This is a genomic window from Janibacter sp. CFPM2_SD2 (assembly GCF_057364645.1).
Window position 1 is genome coordinate 1 of sequence record NZ_JBNFOF010000016.1, and the last position, 14,720, is coordinate 14,720.

At 70.7% G+C, this 14,720-nt stretch carries 15 protein-coding genes, 1 tRNA gene and 3 pseudogenes; 15 read left to right on the top strand and 4 right to left on the bottom strand.

What is annotated here, in order from left to right; translation table 11 throughout:
• From AC2W7J_RS02845 to AC2W7J_RS02900, 12 genes and pseudogenes are all read left to right on the top strand, one after another.
• Positions 1-311, top strand: a 311-nt coding sequence (locus AC2W7J_RS02845; protein ID WP_485981392.1) for a PucR family transcriptional regulator, incomplete at its 5' end; no start/stop codon positions are given.
• Positions 312-441: 130 nt separating this feature from the next.
• Positions 442-1,161: pseudogene (locus AC2W7J_RS02850) on the top strand (ACP S-malonyltransferase); the annotation flags it as partial.
• Positions 1,125-1,547: an acetyl-CoA carboxylase biotin carboxyl carrier protein gene (locus tag AC2W7J_RS02855; protein WP_485981393.1), complete on the top strand. Its 423-nt coding sequence runs from the start codon at positions 1,125-1,127 to the stop codon at positions 1,545-1,547. The pseudogene AC2W7J_RS02850 and the gene AC2W7J_RS02855, both read left to right, overlap by 37 nt.
• Positions 1,544-2,548 (top strand): beta-ketoacyl-ACP synthase III, encoded by a 1,005-nt coding sequence (locus AC2W7J_RS02860; RefSeq protein ID WP_485981394.1) that lies wholly within the window; start codon positions 1,544-1,546, stop codon positions 2,546-2,548. The genes AC2W7J_RS02855 and AC2W7J_RS02860 overlap by 4 nt, the downstream gene beginning before the upstream one ends.
• A gap of 69 nt (positions 2,549-2,617) precedes the next feature.
• Positions 2,618-2,869, top strand: coding sequence for an acyl carrier protein (locus tag AC2W7J_RS02865; protein ID WP_255183689.1), 252 nt, complete (start codon positions 2,618-2,620; stop codon positions 2,867-2,869).
• Positions 2,870-2,947: 78 nt separating this feature from the next.
• Positions 2,948-4,199, top strand: a pseudogene (locus AC2W7J_RS02870) (beta-ketoacyl-[acyl-carrier-protein] synthase family protein).
• Positions 4,196-4,657 carry a carboxyl transferase domain-containing protein gene (locus tag AC2W7J_RS02875; RefSeq protein ID WP_485981395.1) on the top strand — a complete coding sequence of 154 codons (462 nt, stop codon included), beginning with the start codon at positions 4,196-4,198 and terminating at the stop codon, positions 4,655-4,657. The pseudogene AC2W7J_RS02870 and the gene AC2W7J_RS02875 overlap by 4 nt, the downstream one beginning before the upstream one ends.
• Entirely contained in the window at positions 4,615-5,703 is a 1,089-nt protein-coding gene (locus AC2W7J_RS02880; RefSeq protein WP_485981405.1) for a carboxyl transferase domain-containing protein, read from the top strand. The genes AC2W7J_RS02875 and AC2W7J_RS02880 overlap by 43 nt, the downstream gene beginning before the upstream one ends.
• Positions 5,704-5,738: 35 nt before the next feature.
• Entirely contained in the window at positions 5,739-6,512 is a 774-nt protein-coding gene (locus AC2W7J_RS02885) for an amino acid ABC transporter ATP-binding protein (protein ID WP_255183692.1), read from the top strand.
• Between the two features lie 31 nt (positions 6,513-6,543).
• Complete coding sequence (locus AC2W7J_RS02890) at positions 6,544-7,380, top strand: glutamate ABC transporter substrate-binding protein (protein ID WP_485981396.1); 837 nt, start codon at positions 6,544-6,546, stop codon at positions 7,378-7,380.
• 91 nt (positions 7,381-7,471) lie between these two features.
• Complete coding sequence (locus AC2W7J_RS02895; protein WP_485981397.1) at positions 7,472-8,152, top strand: amino acid ABC transporter permease; 681 nt, start codon at positions 7,472-7,474, stop codon at positions 8,150-8,152.
• Positions 8,149-9,024, top strand: coding sequence for an amino acid ABC transporter permease (locus AC2W7J_RS02900; RefSeq protein WP_485981398.1), 876 nt, complete (start codon positions 8,149-8,151; stop codon positions 9,022-9,024). The genes AC2W7J_RS02895 and AC2W7J_RS02900 overlap by 4 nt, the downstream gene beginning before the upstream one ends.
• A 112-nt stretch (positions 9,025-9,136) precedes the next feature.
• On the opposite strand, the gene AC2W7J_RS02905 is transcribed toward AC2W7J_RS02900, so the two are convergent.
• From AC2W7J_RS02905 to AC2W7J_RS02915, 3 genes are all read right to left on the bottom strand, one after another.
• Entirely contained in the window at positions 9,137-9,874 is a 738-nt protein-coding gene (locus AC2W7J_RS02905; protein ID WP_485981399.1) for a Rid family hydrolase, read from the bottom strand.
• A 46-nt stretch (positions 9,875-9,920) separates the two neighbouring features.
• On the bottom strand, positions 9,921-11,429 hold the full coding sequence (locus tag AC2W7J_RS02910; RefSeq protein WP_485981400.1) for a flavin monoamine oxidase family protein: 1,509 nt from the start codon (positions 11,427-11,429) through the stop codon (positions 9,921-9,923).
• 297 nt (positions 11,430-11,726) lie between these two features.
• Positions 11,727-12,239: a DUF3145 domain-containing protein gene (locus AC2W7J_RS02915; RefSeq protein WP_255183698.1), complete on the bottom strand. Its 513-nt coding sequence runs from the start codon at positions 12,237-12,239 to the stop codon at positions 11,727-11,729.
• A 243-nt stretch (positions 12,240-12,482) separates the two neighbouring features.
• Between AC2W7J_RS02915 and AC2W7J_RS02920 the strand changes: the two genes are divergently transcribed.
• The 3 genes and pseudogenes from AC2W7J_RS02920 (at position 12,483) to AC2W7J_RS02930 (ending at position 14,123) form a co-directional block, all read left to right on the top strand.
• A tRNA-Ile gene (locus AC2W7J_RS02920) sits at positions 12,483-12,559 on the top strand.
• 320 nt (positions 12,560-12,879) lie between these two features.
• Positions 12,880-13,152, top strand: a pseudogene (locus AC2W7J_RS02925) (AMIN-like domain-containing (lipo)protein); the annotation flags it as partial.
• Between the two features lie 299 nt (positions 13,153-13,451).
• Positions 13,452-14,123 (top strand): hypothetical protein, encoded by a 672-nt coding sequence (locus AC2W7J_RS02930; protein WP_485981407.1) that lies wholly within the window; start codon positions 13,452-13,454, stop codon positions 14,121-14,123.
• An 18-nt stretch (positions 14,124-14,141) separates the two neighbouring features.
• On the opposite strand, the gene AC2W7J_RS02935 is transcribed toward AC2W7J_RS02930, so the two are convergent.
• Positions 14,142-14,675, bottom strand: coding sequence for a glycine cleavage system transcriptional repressor (locus AC2W7J_RS02935; RefSeq protein ID WP_255183701.1), 534 nt, complete (start codon positions 14,673-14,675; stop codon positions 14,142-14,144).
• Positions 14,676-14,720: the final 45 nt, after the last annotated feature.

Sequence of the window (14,720 nt, forward strand, 5' to 3'; positions counted from 1 at the left end):
GGACGACCTCCTCGGGGAGCGAGCCGTCGCCGGCGACGACCTCGCCCACGCCGCCCTCGTCGAGCCAGGTGCACCACCGGCTCGCCGAGCACCCGAGCCTGCTCGAGACCGCACGCACCCACCTCGACTCCCCCGGTCTCGAGGCGACCTCCCGCGCCCTCATCGTCCACGTCAACACGGTGCGCTACCGCCTCGGCCGGATCAGCGAGGTCACCGGCTACGACCTCACCGACCCGCACGAGGCCTTCACCGTGCGTGTCGCCCTGACCCTCGGCGCCATCTTGGAGGAACCCTCCAACTCCGACGGGTGATTCTCTGGCGTGGTCGACCTCGCCCGCGCCGCCCTTCGCCCGCGACTCTGGATGGGTGCTCGCCATCACCTGCCCCGGTCAGGGCTCCCAGACGCCCGGCTTCCTCTCTCCCTGGCTCGAGCTGCCCGGCGTGGCCGACCGCCTGCACTGGCTGTCCGCCGTCGCCGGCATCGACCTCGCCACCCACGGCACGACGAGCGACGAGGAGACGATCAAGGACACGGCGGTCGCGCAGCCGCTCATCGTCGCCGCGGGCCTGCTGTCGCTGCTGGCGCTCTTCGAGCACCCGGCCGACGGCTTCCGCGTCGTCGGCGCCGGTGCCGGCCACAGCGTCGGTGAGATCACCGCGGCCTCGGCTGCCGGCGTCATCTCCGCCGAGCAGGCCATGGTCCTCGTCCGCGAGCGCGGTCGCGGCATGGCCGCCGCGGCACAGGCCACCCCCACCGGCATGAGCGCCGTCCTCGGTGGCGACCCCGACGAGGTGCTCACCGTCCTCGAGCAGCACGGCCTCACCCCGGCCAACGTCAACGGCGCCGGTCAGGTCGTGGCCGCCGGCACGATGGAGCAGCTCGCGGCCCTGGCCGAGGCCCCGCCGGCCAAGGCGCGGGTCATGCCCCTCAAGGTTGCCGGCGCCTTCCACACGGAGCACATGTCCCCCGCCGTCGCCGAGATGGGCCGCCTCGCCCGAGCCGTCTCGACCCACGACGCCCGGGTCCCGCTCGTCTCCAACGTCGATGGTGCCGTCATCCACTCCGGCCGCGAGGTGCTCTCGCGCATCGTCAGCCAGGTGAGCAACCCGGTGCGCTGGGACCTGTGCATGGAGACGCTCAAGGACCTCGGCGTCACCGGCGTCATCGAGATCCCGCCGGCCGGTGCCCTCACCGGTCTGGCCAAGCGCGGCCTCAAGGGTGTCGAGGTGCTCGCCCTCAAGTCTCCCGACGACCTCGAGGCCGCCCACCGCATGGTGCGCGAGCACGGCTCGCGCGGTCGGCCTCCCAGCCGACCTGGCGCCTGGTCACCGCGCCGGTCAAGGGCACCGTCGAGGTCGGCTCGAGCGCTCCCGGCGCGGCCGTCACCCCGGGCGACGTCGTCGCCCGCATCTCCTCCCTTCGCGACACGCTCGAGGTGCGGGCCGACCACGGCGGCACCGTCGTCGAGTGGCTCGTCGAGGACGGCGACCCGGTCTCCCCCGGCCAGCCCCTGCTGCGCCTGCACCCCGAGGGGTCGATCGCGTGAGCGCCGCGACCCTGGGCGTTCCCGACGTCCTGCACCACGCGCGCATCACGGGCATCGGCGCCTACCGCCCCGAGCGGGTCGTCCCCAACAGCGAGATCATCGAGGCGATCGACTCCTCCGACGAGTGGATCCGCGAGCGCTCCGGCATCGCCTCGCGCCACAAGGCGGCCGAGGACGAGAGCGTCGTCGACATGGCCGAGCACGCCTCGCGCGCGGCCCTCGACTACGCCGGCCTGGGCGCCGACCAGGTCGACGCCGTGCTCGTCGCCACGGTGACCCACCCCTACCAGACGCCCGCCGCCGCCCCGATCCTCGCGGCCCGGCTCGGCTGCGGCGCAGCGGCCTTCGACATCTCCGCCGCGTGTGCGGGCTACTGCCACGCGATCTCCGTGGCCAACGACATGATCCGTGTCGGCACCGCCGAGCACGTCCTCGTCGTCGGGGTCGAAAAGCTGCTCGACTTCACCGACCCGCAGGACCGCGGCTCCGCCTTCATCTTCGGCGACGGCGCCGGTGCCGCTGTCGTCTCCCGCAGCGAGACCCCCGGCATCGGCCCGACCGTGTGGGGCAGCGACGGCGACAAGCACCGCTTCATCACGCAGCGCGATGCCTGGACCGAGCTGCGCGACGACCGGGACCTGCGCTGGCCGGCGATCATCATGGAGGGTCCGAGCGTCTTCCGCTGGGCCGTGTGGTCGATGGCCAAGGAGGCCCAGCGCGCGCTCGACGTCGCGGGGGTCCGCGCCGACGAGCTCGCCGCCTTCATCCCCCACCAGGCCAACGTGCGGATCATCGACCAGATGGCCAAGACCCTGGGTCTGCCGGCCGAGCTGCCCATCGCCCGCGACATCGTCACCACGGCCAACACCTCCGCGGCCTCGGTCCCCCTCGCGATGGAGCGCATGCTCCGCGAGGGCGAGGTCGCGCCCGGCGGTCTGGCGCTCCAGATCGGCTTCGGTGCCGGTCTCGTCTGGGCCGCGCAGGTCGTGACCCTCCCCTAGTTCACCCGTCGGTCCGACGGGTCATCGGGCCAGCACACCGCCCCAACCGCAACACGAAGGAGCAGTTCCATGGCATTCAGCGACCAGGAGATTCTCGACGGCCTCGCCGAGATCGTCTCGGAGGAGACCGGTGTCGACGCGTCCGAGGTGACCGCCGACAAGACCTTCACGGACGACCTCGACGTCGACTCGCTGTCGATGATGACGATCGCCGTCACCGCCGAGGAGAAGTTCGGGGCCAAGATCCCCGACGAGGAGGTCAAGAACCTCAAGACCGTCGGCGACGCCGTCAACTTCATCAAGGCCAACCAGCCGGCCTGATCCGGTGACGTTCCCCCCTTCGTCACGAGCGAAGGGGGGAACCGCCCGGCCGCGTCCACCGACCCACAGGAGCCCCGCATGTCCTCTCCCCGACCCACCGTCGTCGTCACCGGCGTCGGAGCCACGACCCCGCTCGGCGGCACCGCCGAGGAGACCTGGCAGGCACTGCTCGCCGGCCGTCCCGGCGCGCGCGCCCTCGACGCCTCCTGGGTCGAGGAGTTCGAGCTGCCGGTGAGCTTCGCCGCGCAGCTGACGACCCCCGTGTCCGAGGTGCTCAAGAAGGTCGAGACCAAGCGCCTCGACCCCTTCGCCCAGTACGCCCTCGTCGCCGCCCGTGAGGCGTGGACCAACGCCGGCTCCCCCGAGGTCGAGCCGGAGCGCCTCGCCAGCGCCGTCGGCACCGGCATCGGTGGCGTGCAGACCCTGCTCACCGCGTGGGAGGCCCTGCGCACCAAGGGCCCTCGTCGCGTCTACCCGCTCTCGATCCCGATGCTCATGCCCAACTCGGCGTCCGGAACGGTCTCCCTGGAGTTCGGCGCCCGGGCCGGTGCGCACACCCTCGTCTCCGCCTGCTCCTCCGGCGCCGAGTCGATCGGCTACGGCGCCCAGCTCATCCGTGACGGCAAGGCCGATGTCGTCATCGCCGGTGGCTCCGAGGCCTCGATCCACCCGCTGCCCATCTCCGGCTTCGCCGCGATGCAGGCGCTCTCCACGCGCAACGACTCCCCCGAGACCGCCTCGCGCCCCTACGACTCCGACCGTGACGGCTTCGTCCTCGGCGAGGGCGGCGCGATCCTCGTCCTCGAGTCCGAGGAGCACGCCCGCGCCGCGGCGCCGACATCATCTGCACCCTCGCCGGCTTCGGCGTGAGCGCCGACTCGCACCACATCGCGGCCCCCGAGCCCGAGGGCGCCGGCGCCTCCCGCGCCATGGCCGACGCGGTCCGCGACGCCGGGGCCACCCCGGCCGACCTCGTGCACATCAACGCGCACGCGACGTCGACGCCCCGTCGCGACGTCGCCGCGAGGTCGCCGCGATCCGCCGGGCCTTCGGCGCCGACGCCGACCACATGGCCATCAGCGGCACGAAGTCGATGACCGGCCACCTCCTGGGCGCCGCCGGGGCCCTGGAGGCGATCTTCGCCGCTCTGTCCGTGCGCGACCGGGTCGCGCCGCCGACGATCAACATCGACAACCTCGACCCGGCGGTCGACCTCGACATCGTCCGCGACACCCCTCGCCCGCTCGGCGACGGTGATCTGCTCGTCCTCGACAACAGCTTCGGCTTCGGCGGGCACAACGTCGCCCTCGCCTTCGGGACGCACTCGTGACCCGCCAGCCCAATGCCGCCTCCGCCGCGGTCGGCAAGCGCGTCAAGGTTCCTCGCGAGCAGGACCCGCGCAACCCCAACCACCGCATCGCGGCCTTCGTCGACGAGGGCTCGGTCGAGCTGCTCACGCCCGACGACGACTCGGGCATGCTCGCCGCGACAGGCACCGTGGGCGGCCAGCCGGTCGTCGTCTTCGCCTCCGACGCGACGATCATGGGCGGCGCCATGGGCGTCGCCGGCTGCAAGGTCGTCGTCGCCGCCTACGAGCGCGCCCTCGCCGACGGCGTCCCCGTCGTCGGCCTGTGGCACTCCGGTGGGGCGCGCCTGCCCGAGGGGGTCGTCTCGCTGCACGCCGTCGGCGAGGTCTTCGCGATCATGACCGCGCGTCGGGCAAGATCCCCCAGATCTCGGTCGTCATCGGTGCCGCCGCCGGCGGTGCCGCCTACGGCCCGGCCCTGACCGACATCGTCATCCTCGCCCCGGAGGGGCGCATCTTCGTCACCGGCCCCGACGTCGTCCGCTCGGTGACGGGTGAGGACGTCGACGCCCTTCGCCTCGGTGGTCCCGAGCCGCACGGTCGCCGCTCCGGCGTCGTCCACGTGCTCGCCGAGTCCATCGACGACGCCTACGGCCGGGCCGGCACCCTGTGCCGGCTGCTGAGCGACCAGGGCGACTTCGACCTCGCGGCCGTCACCGATGTCGACCTCGCCGAGCAGCTGCCGGAGTCGGCGAAGCGGGCCTACGACGTGCACCCCCTCGTCGAGCAGCTGCTCGACAGCGGCGAGGTGCAGGAGCTGCACGGCCGGTGGGCGCCCAACATCGTCACGACGCTCGGCCGCATGGGCGGACGCACCGTCGGCGTCATCGCCAACAACCCGATGCGCCTCGGCGGTTGCCTCGACTCGTCGTCTGCGGAGAAGGCGGCGCGCTTCGTGCGCATGTGCGATGCCTTCGGCGTCCCGCTCGTCGTCCTCGTCGACGTGCCCGGCTACCTGCCCGGCGTCGGCCAGGAATGGGACGGCGTCGTGCGAAGGGGGGCGAAGCTCCTGCACGCCTTCGCCGAGGCCGTCGTCCCCCGGGTCACCGTCGTGACCCGCAAGACCTACGGCGGCGCCTACATCGCGATGAACTCGCGCTCGCTCGGCGCGACGAAGGTCTTCGCCTGGCCGGACGCGCACGTGGCCGTCATGGGCTCGGTCGCGGCCATCCGCATCCTCCACCGCCGCCGGCTCGCCGAGGTCGACGAGTCGGAGGTCGCCGAGGTCGAGCAGCAGCTCGCCGACGAGCACGACCGGCTCTCGGGCGGTCTGCCGCGAGCGGTCGAGATCGGTGTCGTCGACGAGATCGTCGAGCCCACCCGCACCCGCTCCGCCGTCGCGACGGCCCTCGCGGAGGCGCCTGCTCGCGCGCGAGCACGGGCAACATCCCGCTCTGACGAGCCCAGCCCACGCCGCGCCGGCGTGACCGGAGTGTCTCACTCAGGTCACGTCGGCGCGCGTGCGTGACCACGGGCACACTCGGGCGGGATAGGTTCGGTCGCATGCCGAGCGACACCGCGCCCCGCGAGACCGGGACCCACGAGCCCCTCGTCGTCCTCACCGACGTCAACAAGCACTTCGGGCAGCTCCACGTGCTCAAGGACATCAACCTCACCGTCGGCCGAGGCGAGGTCGTCGTCGTCATCGGGCCGTCCGGGTCGGGCAAGTCGACGCTGTGCCGCACGATCAACCGGTTGGAGACCTTCGAGTCGGGCAGCATCACCGTCGACGGCAAGCCCCTGCCCGAGGAGGGCAAGGAGCTGGCCCGGCTGCGCGCCGACGTCGGCATGGTCTTCCAGTCCTTCAACCTCTTCGCGCACAAGACGATCCTCGACAACGTCACGCTCGGTCCGATCAAGGTGCGCAAGAAGTCCAAGGCCGAGGCGACCGCCCGGGCCAAGGAGCTGCTCACCCGGGTCGGCGTCGACGCCCAGTCCTCGAAGTACCCCGCCCAGCTCTCCGGCGGCCAGCAGCAGCGCGTCGCCATCGCCCGCTCCCTCGCCATGGACCCCAAGGTCATGCTCTTCGACGAGCCGACGTCGGCCCTCGACCCCGAGATGATCAACGAGGTCCTCGACGTCATGACCCAGCTCGCGCAGACCGGCATGACGATGATCGTCGTCACCCACGAGATGGGCTTCGCCCGGCGCGCGGCCGACCGGGTCGTCTTCATGGCCGACGGGCAGATCGTCGAGACGGCGACGCCCGAGGAGTTCTTCACCAACCCTCGCAGCGATCGCGCCAAGGACTTCCTCGGCAAGATCCTCAGCCACTGACCAGCGCACGACCCAACCAGGAGGAACAACCATGATGACGCGACGACTCGGCGCAGCAGGAGCAACCCTCGTCCTCGCCCTGGGCCTGGCGGCCTGCGGCGGCGACAGCGGGGGCGGGAGCGGATCCGGTGGCTCCGGAGACGACAGCAGCATCAAGATCGGCATCAAGTTCGACCAGCCGGGTCTCGGCCTGAAGGAGGGCAACACCTACTCCGGCTTCGACGTGGACGTCGCCAACTACGTGGCCAAGGAGCTCGGCAAGACGGACGTGCAGTTCGTCCAGGCCCCGAGCAAGCAGCGCGAGGACCTCATCGCCACCGGCCAGGTCGACCTGATCTTCGCCACCTACTCGATCACCGACGAGCGCAAGGAGAAGGTCTCCTTCGCCGGGCCGTACTTCATCGCCGGCCAGGACCTGCTCGTCGCCACCGACGCCAAGATCACCGGGCCCGAGGACCTCGACGGCAAGAAGCTGTGCTCGGTCACCGGCTCCACGTCGGCGGACAACGTCAAGAAGGAGGTCCCGGGCGTCAACCTCCAGGAGTTCGACACCTACTCCAAGTGCGCGGAGGCCGTCTCCAAGGGCCAGCTCGACGCCCTGACGACCGACGACACGATCCTCGCCGGCTACGCAGCGCAGGAGCAGTACAAGGGCAAGCTCAAGGTCGTCGGCGCGCCCTTCTCCGAGGAGCGCTACGGCGTCGGCCTGAAGAAGGGCGACACCGCGCTCTGCGAGGACGTCAACAAGGCCCTGACCAAGATGGTCGACGACGGCGAGTGGGACAAGGCGGTGGAGAAGAACTTCGGTCCGGCGAACTTCAAGGTCGACGCCAAGACCAACCCGCCGAAGCTCGACGCCTGCTCCTGACCGGGTGGACGAAGGGGGCCGGCCACCTGCGCGAGGTGCGCTCGGCCCCCTTCGTGCCACCGCTGACGACGCCATCGACAAGGAGTAGTGGATGAGCGAGCTCTTCCAGCAGTTCGACGTGTGGGGGGCCTTCTGGCTCACCATCAAGCTGGCGACCTTCTCCCTCGCGGGGGCACTCGTGCTCGGCACGATCATCGCGATCATGCGGGTCTCGCCGGTCGCGGTCTTCCGCTTCGCCGGGAGCGCCTACGTCAACATCGTGCGCAACACCCCGCTGACTCTGATCCTCACCTTCACGATCATGGTCATGCTCTACGACCTGGGCATCAACCTCGCCGACGAGAACAGCCCGACCTCGATCACCGACAACGGTGTGCGCTGGGCGATCGTCGGCCTGGCCGTCTACCACGCGGCCTTCGTCTGCGAGGCGATCCGCAGCGGGATCAACACCGTGCCGCCCGGTCAGGCCGAGGCGGCGCGCTCGATCGGTCTGGGCTTCACCCAGAACCTGCGCCACGTCGTGCTCCCCCAGGCGATTCGCGGCGCCATCGCCCCCCTCGCCTCGGTGACCATCGCCCTGATCAAGAACACGACGGTCGCTGCGGCCATCGGCGTCGCCGAGACCGCCGCCCTCATGAGCGCGGCGATCGAGCTGCGTGCCGACCTCAACTACGTGACCTTCGCCCTCGTGGCCGGGTTCTTCCTGCTCCTCACCCTGCCGATCGGCATCGGGCTGACGAGCCTGTCGCGGCGGATGGCGGTCAAGCGATGAGCACCCAGACCGTCCTCTTCGACAACCCCGGCCCCAAGGCGCGGATGCGCTACCGGATCATCGCCGTGCTCGGCCTCCTCGTCGCGGCCGCGATCCTGTGGGTCGTCGTCGGCAAGCTCAACGAGTACGAGGAGTTCTCCGGCGCGAAGTGGTCGCCCATGGCCACCTGGGAGACCTGGCGCTACTACCTGCTCATCGGCCTGTGGAACACCGTCAAGGCGGCTGCCCTGTCGGTCGTCGGCGCGAGCATCTTCGGCTTCGTCTTCGGCTCGGGCCGGCTGTCGGGCCACCGGGTCATCCGCTGGCTCAGCGGCGCGGTCGTCGAGTTCTTCCGCGCGATCCCCGTGCTGATCATGATGATCTTCTTCTTCGGGATCTACGCCTACAACGGCGTCTTCTCGGCGGAGATCAACCCGCTGGCCGCGGTCGTCACGGCGCTGACCCTCTACAACGGTGCGGTCATGGCCGAGCTGCTGCGCTCGGGCGTGCACTCGCTGCCCGCCGGCCAGCCAGAGGCCGGCCTGGCGGTGGGCCTGTCGCCGGGTCAGGTGCTGCGTTCGATCCAGATCCCGCAGGCGGTCACGGCGATGCTGCCGGCGCTGGTCAGCCAGCTCGTCGTGATCCTCAAGGACACCGCGCTCGGCACCGTCATCACCTATCCGGAGCTGCTGCAGCAGGGGCAGAACCTCTCGTCGCTGCACTCCAACATCTTCGCCGCGCTCGTCGTCGTCGCGATCGTCTTCATCGTCGTCAACTGGGGCCTGACCTCGCTCGCCGGCCTGCTCGAGCGGCGGATCAACCGTCGTGGACGCACCGCTGGCGATGCTCTGGCGACAGCCCCGACCGTGGCCGGAGCCGCCGCCGACGACTGACGCCTCCTCCCCACGAGACGGTCGAAGGGAGGGGACGCGCGACTCGCGCGTCCCCTCCCTTCGTCATGCCGGTGGTCCCGTCACCCCACGTGACGGCACCTCCGGGGCCGGGTCACTTCTTGCCGTTGCCCTTGGGGTAGGCGGCGGTCACCTCGACCTCGACGAGCCAGCCCTGGACCGGCAGGTTCTCCACCTCGACCGCGAAGCGCGACGGGCGGGCGGAGTTGGTGACGATCGGGTTCTTCGGTGCGGCGGTGCCCATCGAGACCGGGATCGGCTTGCCCGTGGACAGGCTGGTGTTGGCGAAGTACTGGCGGTAGGCCCGGTTCCAGCCGTTGAAGTCGGCCGTCTCGGCGCCCTCCGGGTTGGACAGGAAGACGCGCATCGTCGTGACGTCGTCGTAGTCCAGACCGGCGCGCTCGAGGTTGTTGCCGATGGCCTCGAGCACGTTGAGGCCCTGCGCCTCGGTGACCGTCACACCCTGCGGCAGGGTGCCGCCGGGGAAGGTCGCCGCGTCGATGTAGCGCTCGGCGGACCCGGCCGGAGCGCTCGGGTTGGCGGAGGTCGGACCGAGGCCGCTCGCCTGGTACGTCGAGAGGTTGGAGCCGAGCGCGACGCCGTCGGCGATCATCGGGTTGTCCTGGCCGGCCGGCAGGACGCGGGTGTACTCGGTCGGCTTCGGCGGGCCGACGGCCTTGAAGGTCGCGGCCCCGGCGGGGAGACCGACGGCGAGACCGCAGACGGTGGCGATGGCGATGGTGGAGCGACGACGCATGGTGGTGCCCTTCGTGGTGGTGTGGCGGTGCTGTGCAGGGGTGGTGCCGGTGCGGGGGGTGTGGCTCGGGGTCACGAGGTGACCCTCGTGTGGATCGCCGCGACCGCGGCGCGGGCGGAGGTCATCGCCCCGTGCTGCCAGGCGATGGCGTGCGAGAGGTGGTCACCGGCGAAGTGGACGCGGCCGCTCGGCTCGAGAAGCTTGGCGTAGGGGGTGCCGGGGCCCTGGCCGTCGGCCAGCTGACCCACGCGCCCTCGATGTGCGGCACCCTCATCCAGTCGACGGAGAAGGCCGACTGCACGCCCTCGGCGTAGGTCGGACCGAAGATCTCCGCGCCCTGGGCGACGGCCTTGGCCTGGCGGGCGGCCGGCGAGAGCTGGCCGTAGGTGCGGGCGGAGGCGCCGGTGTTGTAGTAGCCGATGACGACGCCGCCATCGCCCTGGAAGCCGTGCGAGGGGAACCACATGTTGGCCAGCTCGTTGGAGGAGTTGGTGATGCCGCCGTAGAGGTCGTGGTCCTGCTCCCACCAGCGTCGCGAGTACTCGATGCCGATCTTGCCGGCGTCACTCACGCTGGCCGACTTCATGGCCGCGACGACGTCCTTGGGCAGGTTGGAGCTGATCTTGGCGGTGATGTGCGGGGGCATCGCGGCGACGCAGTAGTCGGCCGTGATGCGGCGGGTGCCGCCCTTGGTCCGGTAGGCCACCTCGACGCCGTCGGCCGAGGTGCGGATGTCGGTGACGACGGCCTGGTAGGTGATGTTGCCCTTGCTGACGGCCTTTTCCAGGGCGTAGGCGATGCGGTCCATGCCCCCGACGGGCTGGAACATCATCATCGACTGGTCCCAGCTGAGCTCGAAGGGGAAGTAGTTGCCGATGCCGCTCAGCAGCACGTCGCTCATCGACCACGGGTCGAGCGGGACGCCCGCCTGCAGGCCTTCGGCCGGCTCCTCGGAGTAGCCTCGCCGACCGCCTCCGGTGTACGCGTAGCTGCTGTTGAGGCCACCGAGACCGGTGAGCAGGCGCAGCAGCGCGGTCTTCTCGGCCGCGGACAGGCTCGAGTCGAGGGAGCCTGACGTCGTCGCCTGGGCGAGCAGCTCGCTGATGTAGCCCAGGACGTCGGACTTGGCCGCCCGGTGCTTGATCCGCTCACCGTCGAGCGCCGTGCCGGGGCGCCAGAGGTACGCCTCGGCGTTGACGTTGACGAAGGGCTCGATGGCCACGCCGAGTTCGCGGCAGTAGTCGAGGGTGACGTGGTGCTGCGGGATCCGGCCGGGGCCGGCGTTCATGTACTCCCCGCGGGAGAACGACGCCCGCTGCGTGCGTCCCTGGGTGTCCGTCGCGCTCGTGCCGCCGCGGACGGTCCAGTTGCGTCCGCCGGGCCGGTCCATGGCCTCGAGGACCGTGACGTCGTAGCCACCCTTGCGCAGCTCGTAGGCCGCGGTCAGGCCCGCGATCCCCCCGCCGAGCACGACGACCTTGGTCCCCTTGCCTCGTGACCCGCTGAGCGGGGTGAAGTCGGGGGTCTCGACGGCGTGGGCGGGCGAGCCGACGGCGGCGGTCAGGGCGGCCAGGCCGGCGGTGAGCCCGCCTGCCTGCAGGACGGTACGACGTGAGGTCGAGTCGATCATCAGCACTCCTGTGGTTGGGTGCGATGACGCTATGGAGGCCGCGTTTCTTGGTCTCGCGCAACGGGTTTCGGCACGGTGACGTGGACGGGTGGTGTGTGAATCACCTGTAAATCCATCGCGCTACCGGCAGGTCAGGTCACGGAGCCGCTCCCCCGGTCCCTGAGGCAGCTATCTCCCGCTCCCTGTGGAAGGTCGCGCAGCGACCGCCTCGAAGGGCGCTTCGAAGGGCAGCACGAAGGGGGCTGCGCCAAGGAGGGTGCGCAGCCCCCTTCGTGCATGGGGCGTGGGTGGGTCCGGTCAGCCGACCTTGTGCAGCCACCGGACGGGGGCACCGTCGCCCGCGTGGCGGAAGGGCTCGAGCTCGGCGTCCCAGGCGTCGCCGAGGAGCTCGCCGAGCATGTCCTCGACGGCCTCGCCGGCGCCCTGGGCGAGGGTCATGACCTCACGCAGGCGGTTTTCGTGCAGGACGACGTCGCCGGAGGCGCTGATCGTCGCGTGGTGGATGCCGAGGGTCGGCGTGTGGCTCCAGCGGGAGCCGTCGAGACCCGGAGTGGGCTCCTCGGTGACCTCGTAGCGCACGTTGTCCCAGCCACGAAGGGCGGAGGCCAGCTTGGCGCCGGTGCCGGGCTCCCCCGTCCAGGAGAACTCGGCACGCTTGAGCGACCGGCCGAGCTGCTGCTCGGTCCAGTCCAGTGACACAGCCTGATCCAGCACGGACTCGAGCGCCCACGTGATGTGGGGGCACAGGGCCGTCGGGGTGCTGTGGATGAACACCACACCTCGGGTGCTGATGCGCTTTCCTGCAGACATCCTGATCCTCCTTGAGTGCGATGGACGTCTTCCCCAACGCCAGGCACTCCCTGCAAGGACCGAACGGCTGCGGCGCAATGACACTCTGCGGCGTGCTGCTCGAGCGATATGTGCACGCGAACGTGCTTGTGCGGCCATTGTGCCCCAACTACCACAGGAGCACCAGCCCTCACCGTGGCCCCTCCCTCACCATGTGTCGCGCGGGGCGACGGGGTAACCTCACGCCGTCGCCTGCGGGCGAAGGGGGCCATAGCTCAGTCGGTCAGAGCAGCGGACTCATAATCCGTCGGTCCTGGGTTCAAGCCCCAGTGGCCCCACCACACTCACCGTCTCCAACTCCGCAAGACCCCAGGGTGTTGCGGAGTTGCCGTTCGGCGACAGCCTCTCGCGCACCGGTCTGGCCGGGAGCATCCTTGGTGGATGCGGCGACAACGGTGCCGCCGCCCGAGTCAGGGGATGTGGGCGTCATGAGCAGGACGAGATCGATGAGAGCGCGGCTGGCAGCCGCGACGTGCGCGGCGGCGATGGCCGTCGCGGGAGCGCTCTGGCGAGCGCACCGGCGCAGGCGAAACCGACTGCGGCGCAGACGAGCACGGCGTGCTCGACCAGCTGGGGCTCCTGGGCCAAGCAGGCCCCGACGATGTCGTGGTCACAGATCACCAACGCACGAGCCGGTCGGCACACCTGCTTCGACCGCTTCGTCGTCGACCTGCGCGGAACGCTGCGCGGTTACGACGTGCGCTACGCGCCCGTCTACACCGAGGGCCAGGGCAAGCGGGTGTGGCTCAAGGGCGACGCCGACCTGCGGGTCATCGTGCGCGGCCCGGCCTACGACAGTCGCGGTCGGGCGACCTACGACCCCCGCTCGAAGCTCAACGCGGTCGACGTGACCAGCTTCCGGACCTTCCGCCAGATCGCCTTCGCGGGCAGCTTCGAGGGGCAGAGCACCTTCGGCATCGGCACGCGGCCGCTGCGATGCGCGCCTTCATCACGCCCACGACGGGAGGTTCGCGACTCGTCGTGGACGTCGCGCACACCTGGTGACCGGCCGCGCACTGAGCACGTGCAGCGGGGGGTGAGTGGCCTCCGGACCGAGGCGTCCGACAAAGATCCCGATGGGGTCTGGTGGTTGTCGGCGGCTGGCTCTAATCTTCTCCTCGGTCGGGGGGCTGCCCCGCCACACTCCCTTCGCTCATCCGAGGTCATCCACCCATGCTCAAGCGCGCCGCGGCTGCCGCCGCCCTCTCCCTCGTCCCCATCGCGGTCACCGCGGTCCCGGCCCAGGCCGCCTACTCCTGCGGGGTCACCGTCCCCAGCAAGGTCTCGATCACCAGCGAGTACCGCGGCATCACCGCGAAGTTCAGCCGCGGCTGCCAGCTCTACGGCGACTGGGGCTGGTGGAACGTCATCCACCCGACCCAAGGCACGACGGAGATCATCGACTTCGAGTCGCCGGCCACGAGCGACACCATCGACTGGTACGACTGGAACCCCACCGGGACCTTCACGGTCCGGCCCGAGGGCGCCTGGGACTACAACTACAACGCGATGACCCAGAACACGACGAAGATGACGGTCAAGCTCGGCGCCCGCCAGACGATCAGCACCAGCCGGGCGGGCAGCTACGTCACGGTCAAGGGGACCGCCACCCGCTACTCCCCCAACTCCTACCCGAGCGGCTTCCGCGCCTGGTCGGGCACCAAGGTCACCCTCCGGCAGAAGACCTGCTCCTCCTGCTCCTGGAAGTGGGTCAAGTCCGGCACGACCGACCGCTACGGCCGGGTGACGCTCAAGGCCTATGCCTCCACCGCGCGCTACTGGCAGCTCGCGACGGCCGACACCAGCACCACGTGGGGTCGCGCCTCCTCGTCGGCCAAGCGCTGACGCGGATCGGCCTGTCCCTCAGTCCTCGTCGTCGTGGGGGCTGAGGGTCAGGTCGACCATGATCTCGGTGGCGAGCCGCTCGAGGTCGGCCTGCAGCGCGTCGAGGTCGGTGCCGGCGGGCACCGTCGCGACGGCGATCGCCTCGAAGAGCCGTCCGCCCGCCATCGGCGCGTCGCTCGTCGTGCTCACCAGCTCGGCGACGCTCAGCCCGTGCTGGGCGAGCACCCCCGAGACCGCACCGACGATGCCGGGGCGGTCGTTGCCGAGCAGCTCGACCCGCACGTCCTGGCCGCCCCCAGCCGGGTCGGCGGGCGCACTGCCGTCGTGCACGGTGACGTCGAGCAAACCCTGCAGGGGCTCGAGCGCGGTGCGCAGCGCGTCGGCCCGGTCGCTCGGCACCGAGACGACGACGATGCCGGCGAACTTGCCCGCGAGCTCGCTCAGGTGGCTGCGCTCCCAGTTGCCACCGCCGGTCTCGATGACGTCGGCGAGAGCCTTGACGAGTCCGGCGCGGTCGTCGCCGATGACGGAGAGGACGAGTGTCGTGGTCACACCTGCAGCCTAGTCACCGGGCTGCGAGGATGGGCACGTCCGACG

What these genes read in the sequence shown, in the direction of transcription:
- AC2W7J_RS02915 (WP_255183698.1), bottom strand. Translation starts at nt 12,239, where the DNA reads ATGTCTGCAGGAAAGCGCATCAGCACCCGAGGTGTGGTGTTCATCCAC.
- AC2W7J_RS02930 (WP_485981407.1), top strand. Translation starts at nt 13,452, where the DNA reads ATGCTCAAGCGCGCCGCGGCTGCCGCCGCCCTCTCCCTCGTCCCCATC.
- AC2W7J_RS02865 (WP_255183689.1), top strand. Translation starts at nt 2,618, where the DNA reads ATGGCATTCAGCGACCAGGAGATTCTCGACGGCCTCGCCGAGATCGTC.
- AC2W7J_RS02885 (WP_255183692.1), top strand. Translation starts at nt 5,739, where the DNA reads ATGCCGAGCGACACCGCGCCCCGCGAGACCGGGACCCACGAGCCCCTC.
- AC2W7J_RS02890 (WP_485981396.1), top strand. Translation starts at nt 6,544, where the DNA reads ATGATGACGCGACGACTCGGCGCAGCAGGAGCAACCCTCGTCCTCGCC.
- AC2W7J_RS02895 (WP_485981397.1), top strand. Translation starts at nt 7,472, where the DNA reads ATGAGCGAGCTCTTCCAGCAGTTCGACGTGTGGGGGGCCTTCTGGCTC.
- AC2W7J_RS02910 (WP_485981400.1), bottom strand. Translation starts at nt 11,429, where the DNA reads ATGATCGACTCGACCTCACGTCGTACCGTCCTGCAGGCAGGCGGGCTC.
- AC2W7J_RS02900 (WP_485981398.1), top strand. Translation starts at nt 8,149, where the DNA reads ATGAGCACCCAGACCGTCCTCTTCGACAACCCCGGCCCCAAGGCGCGG.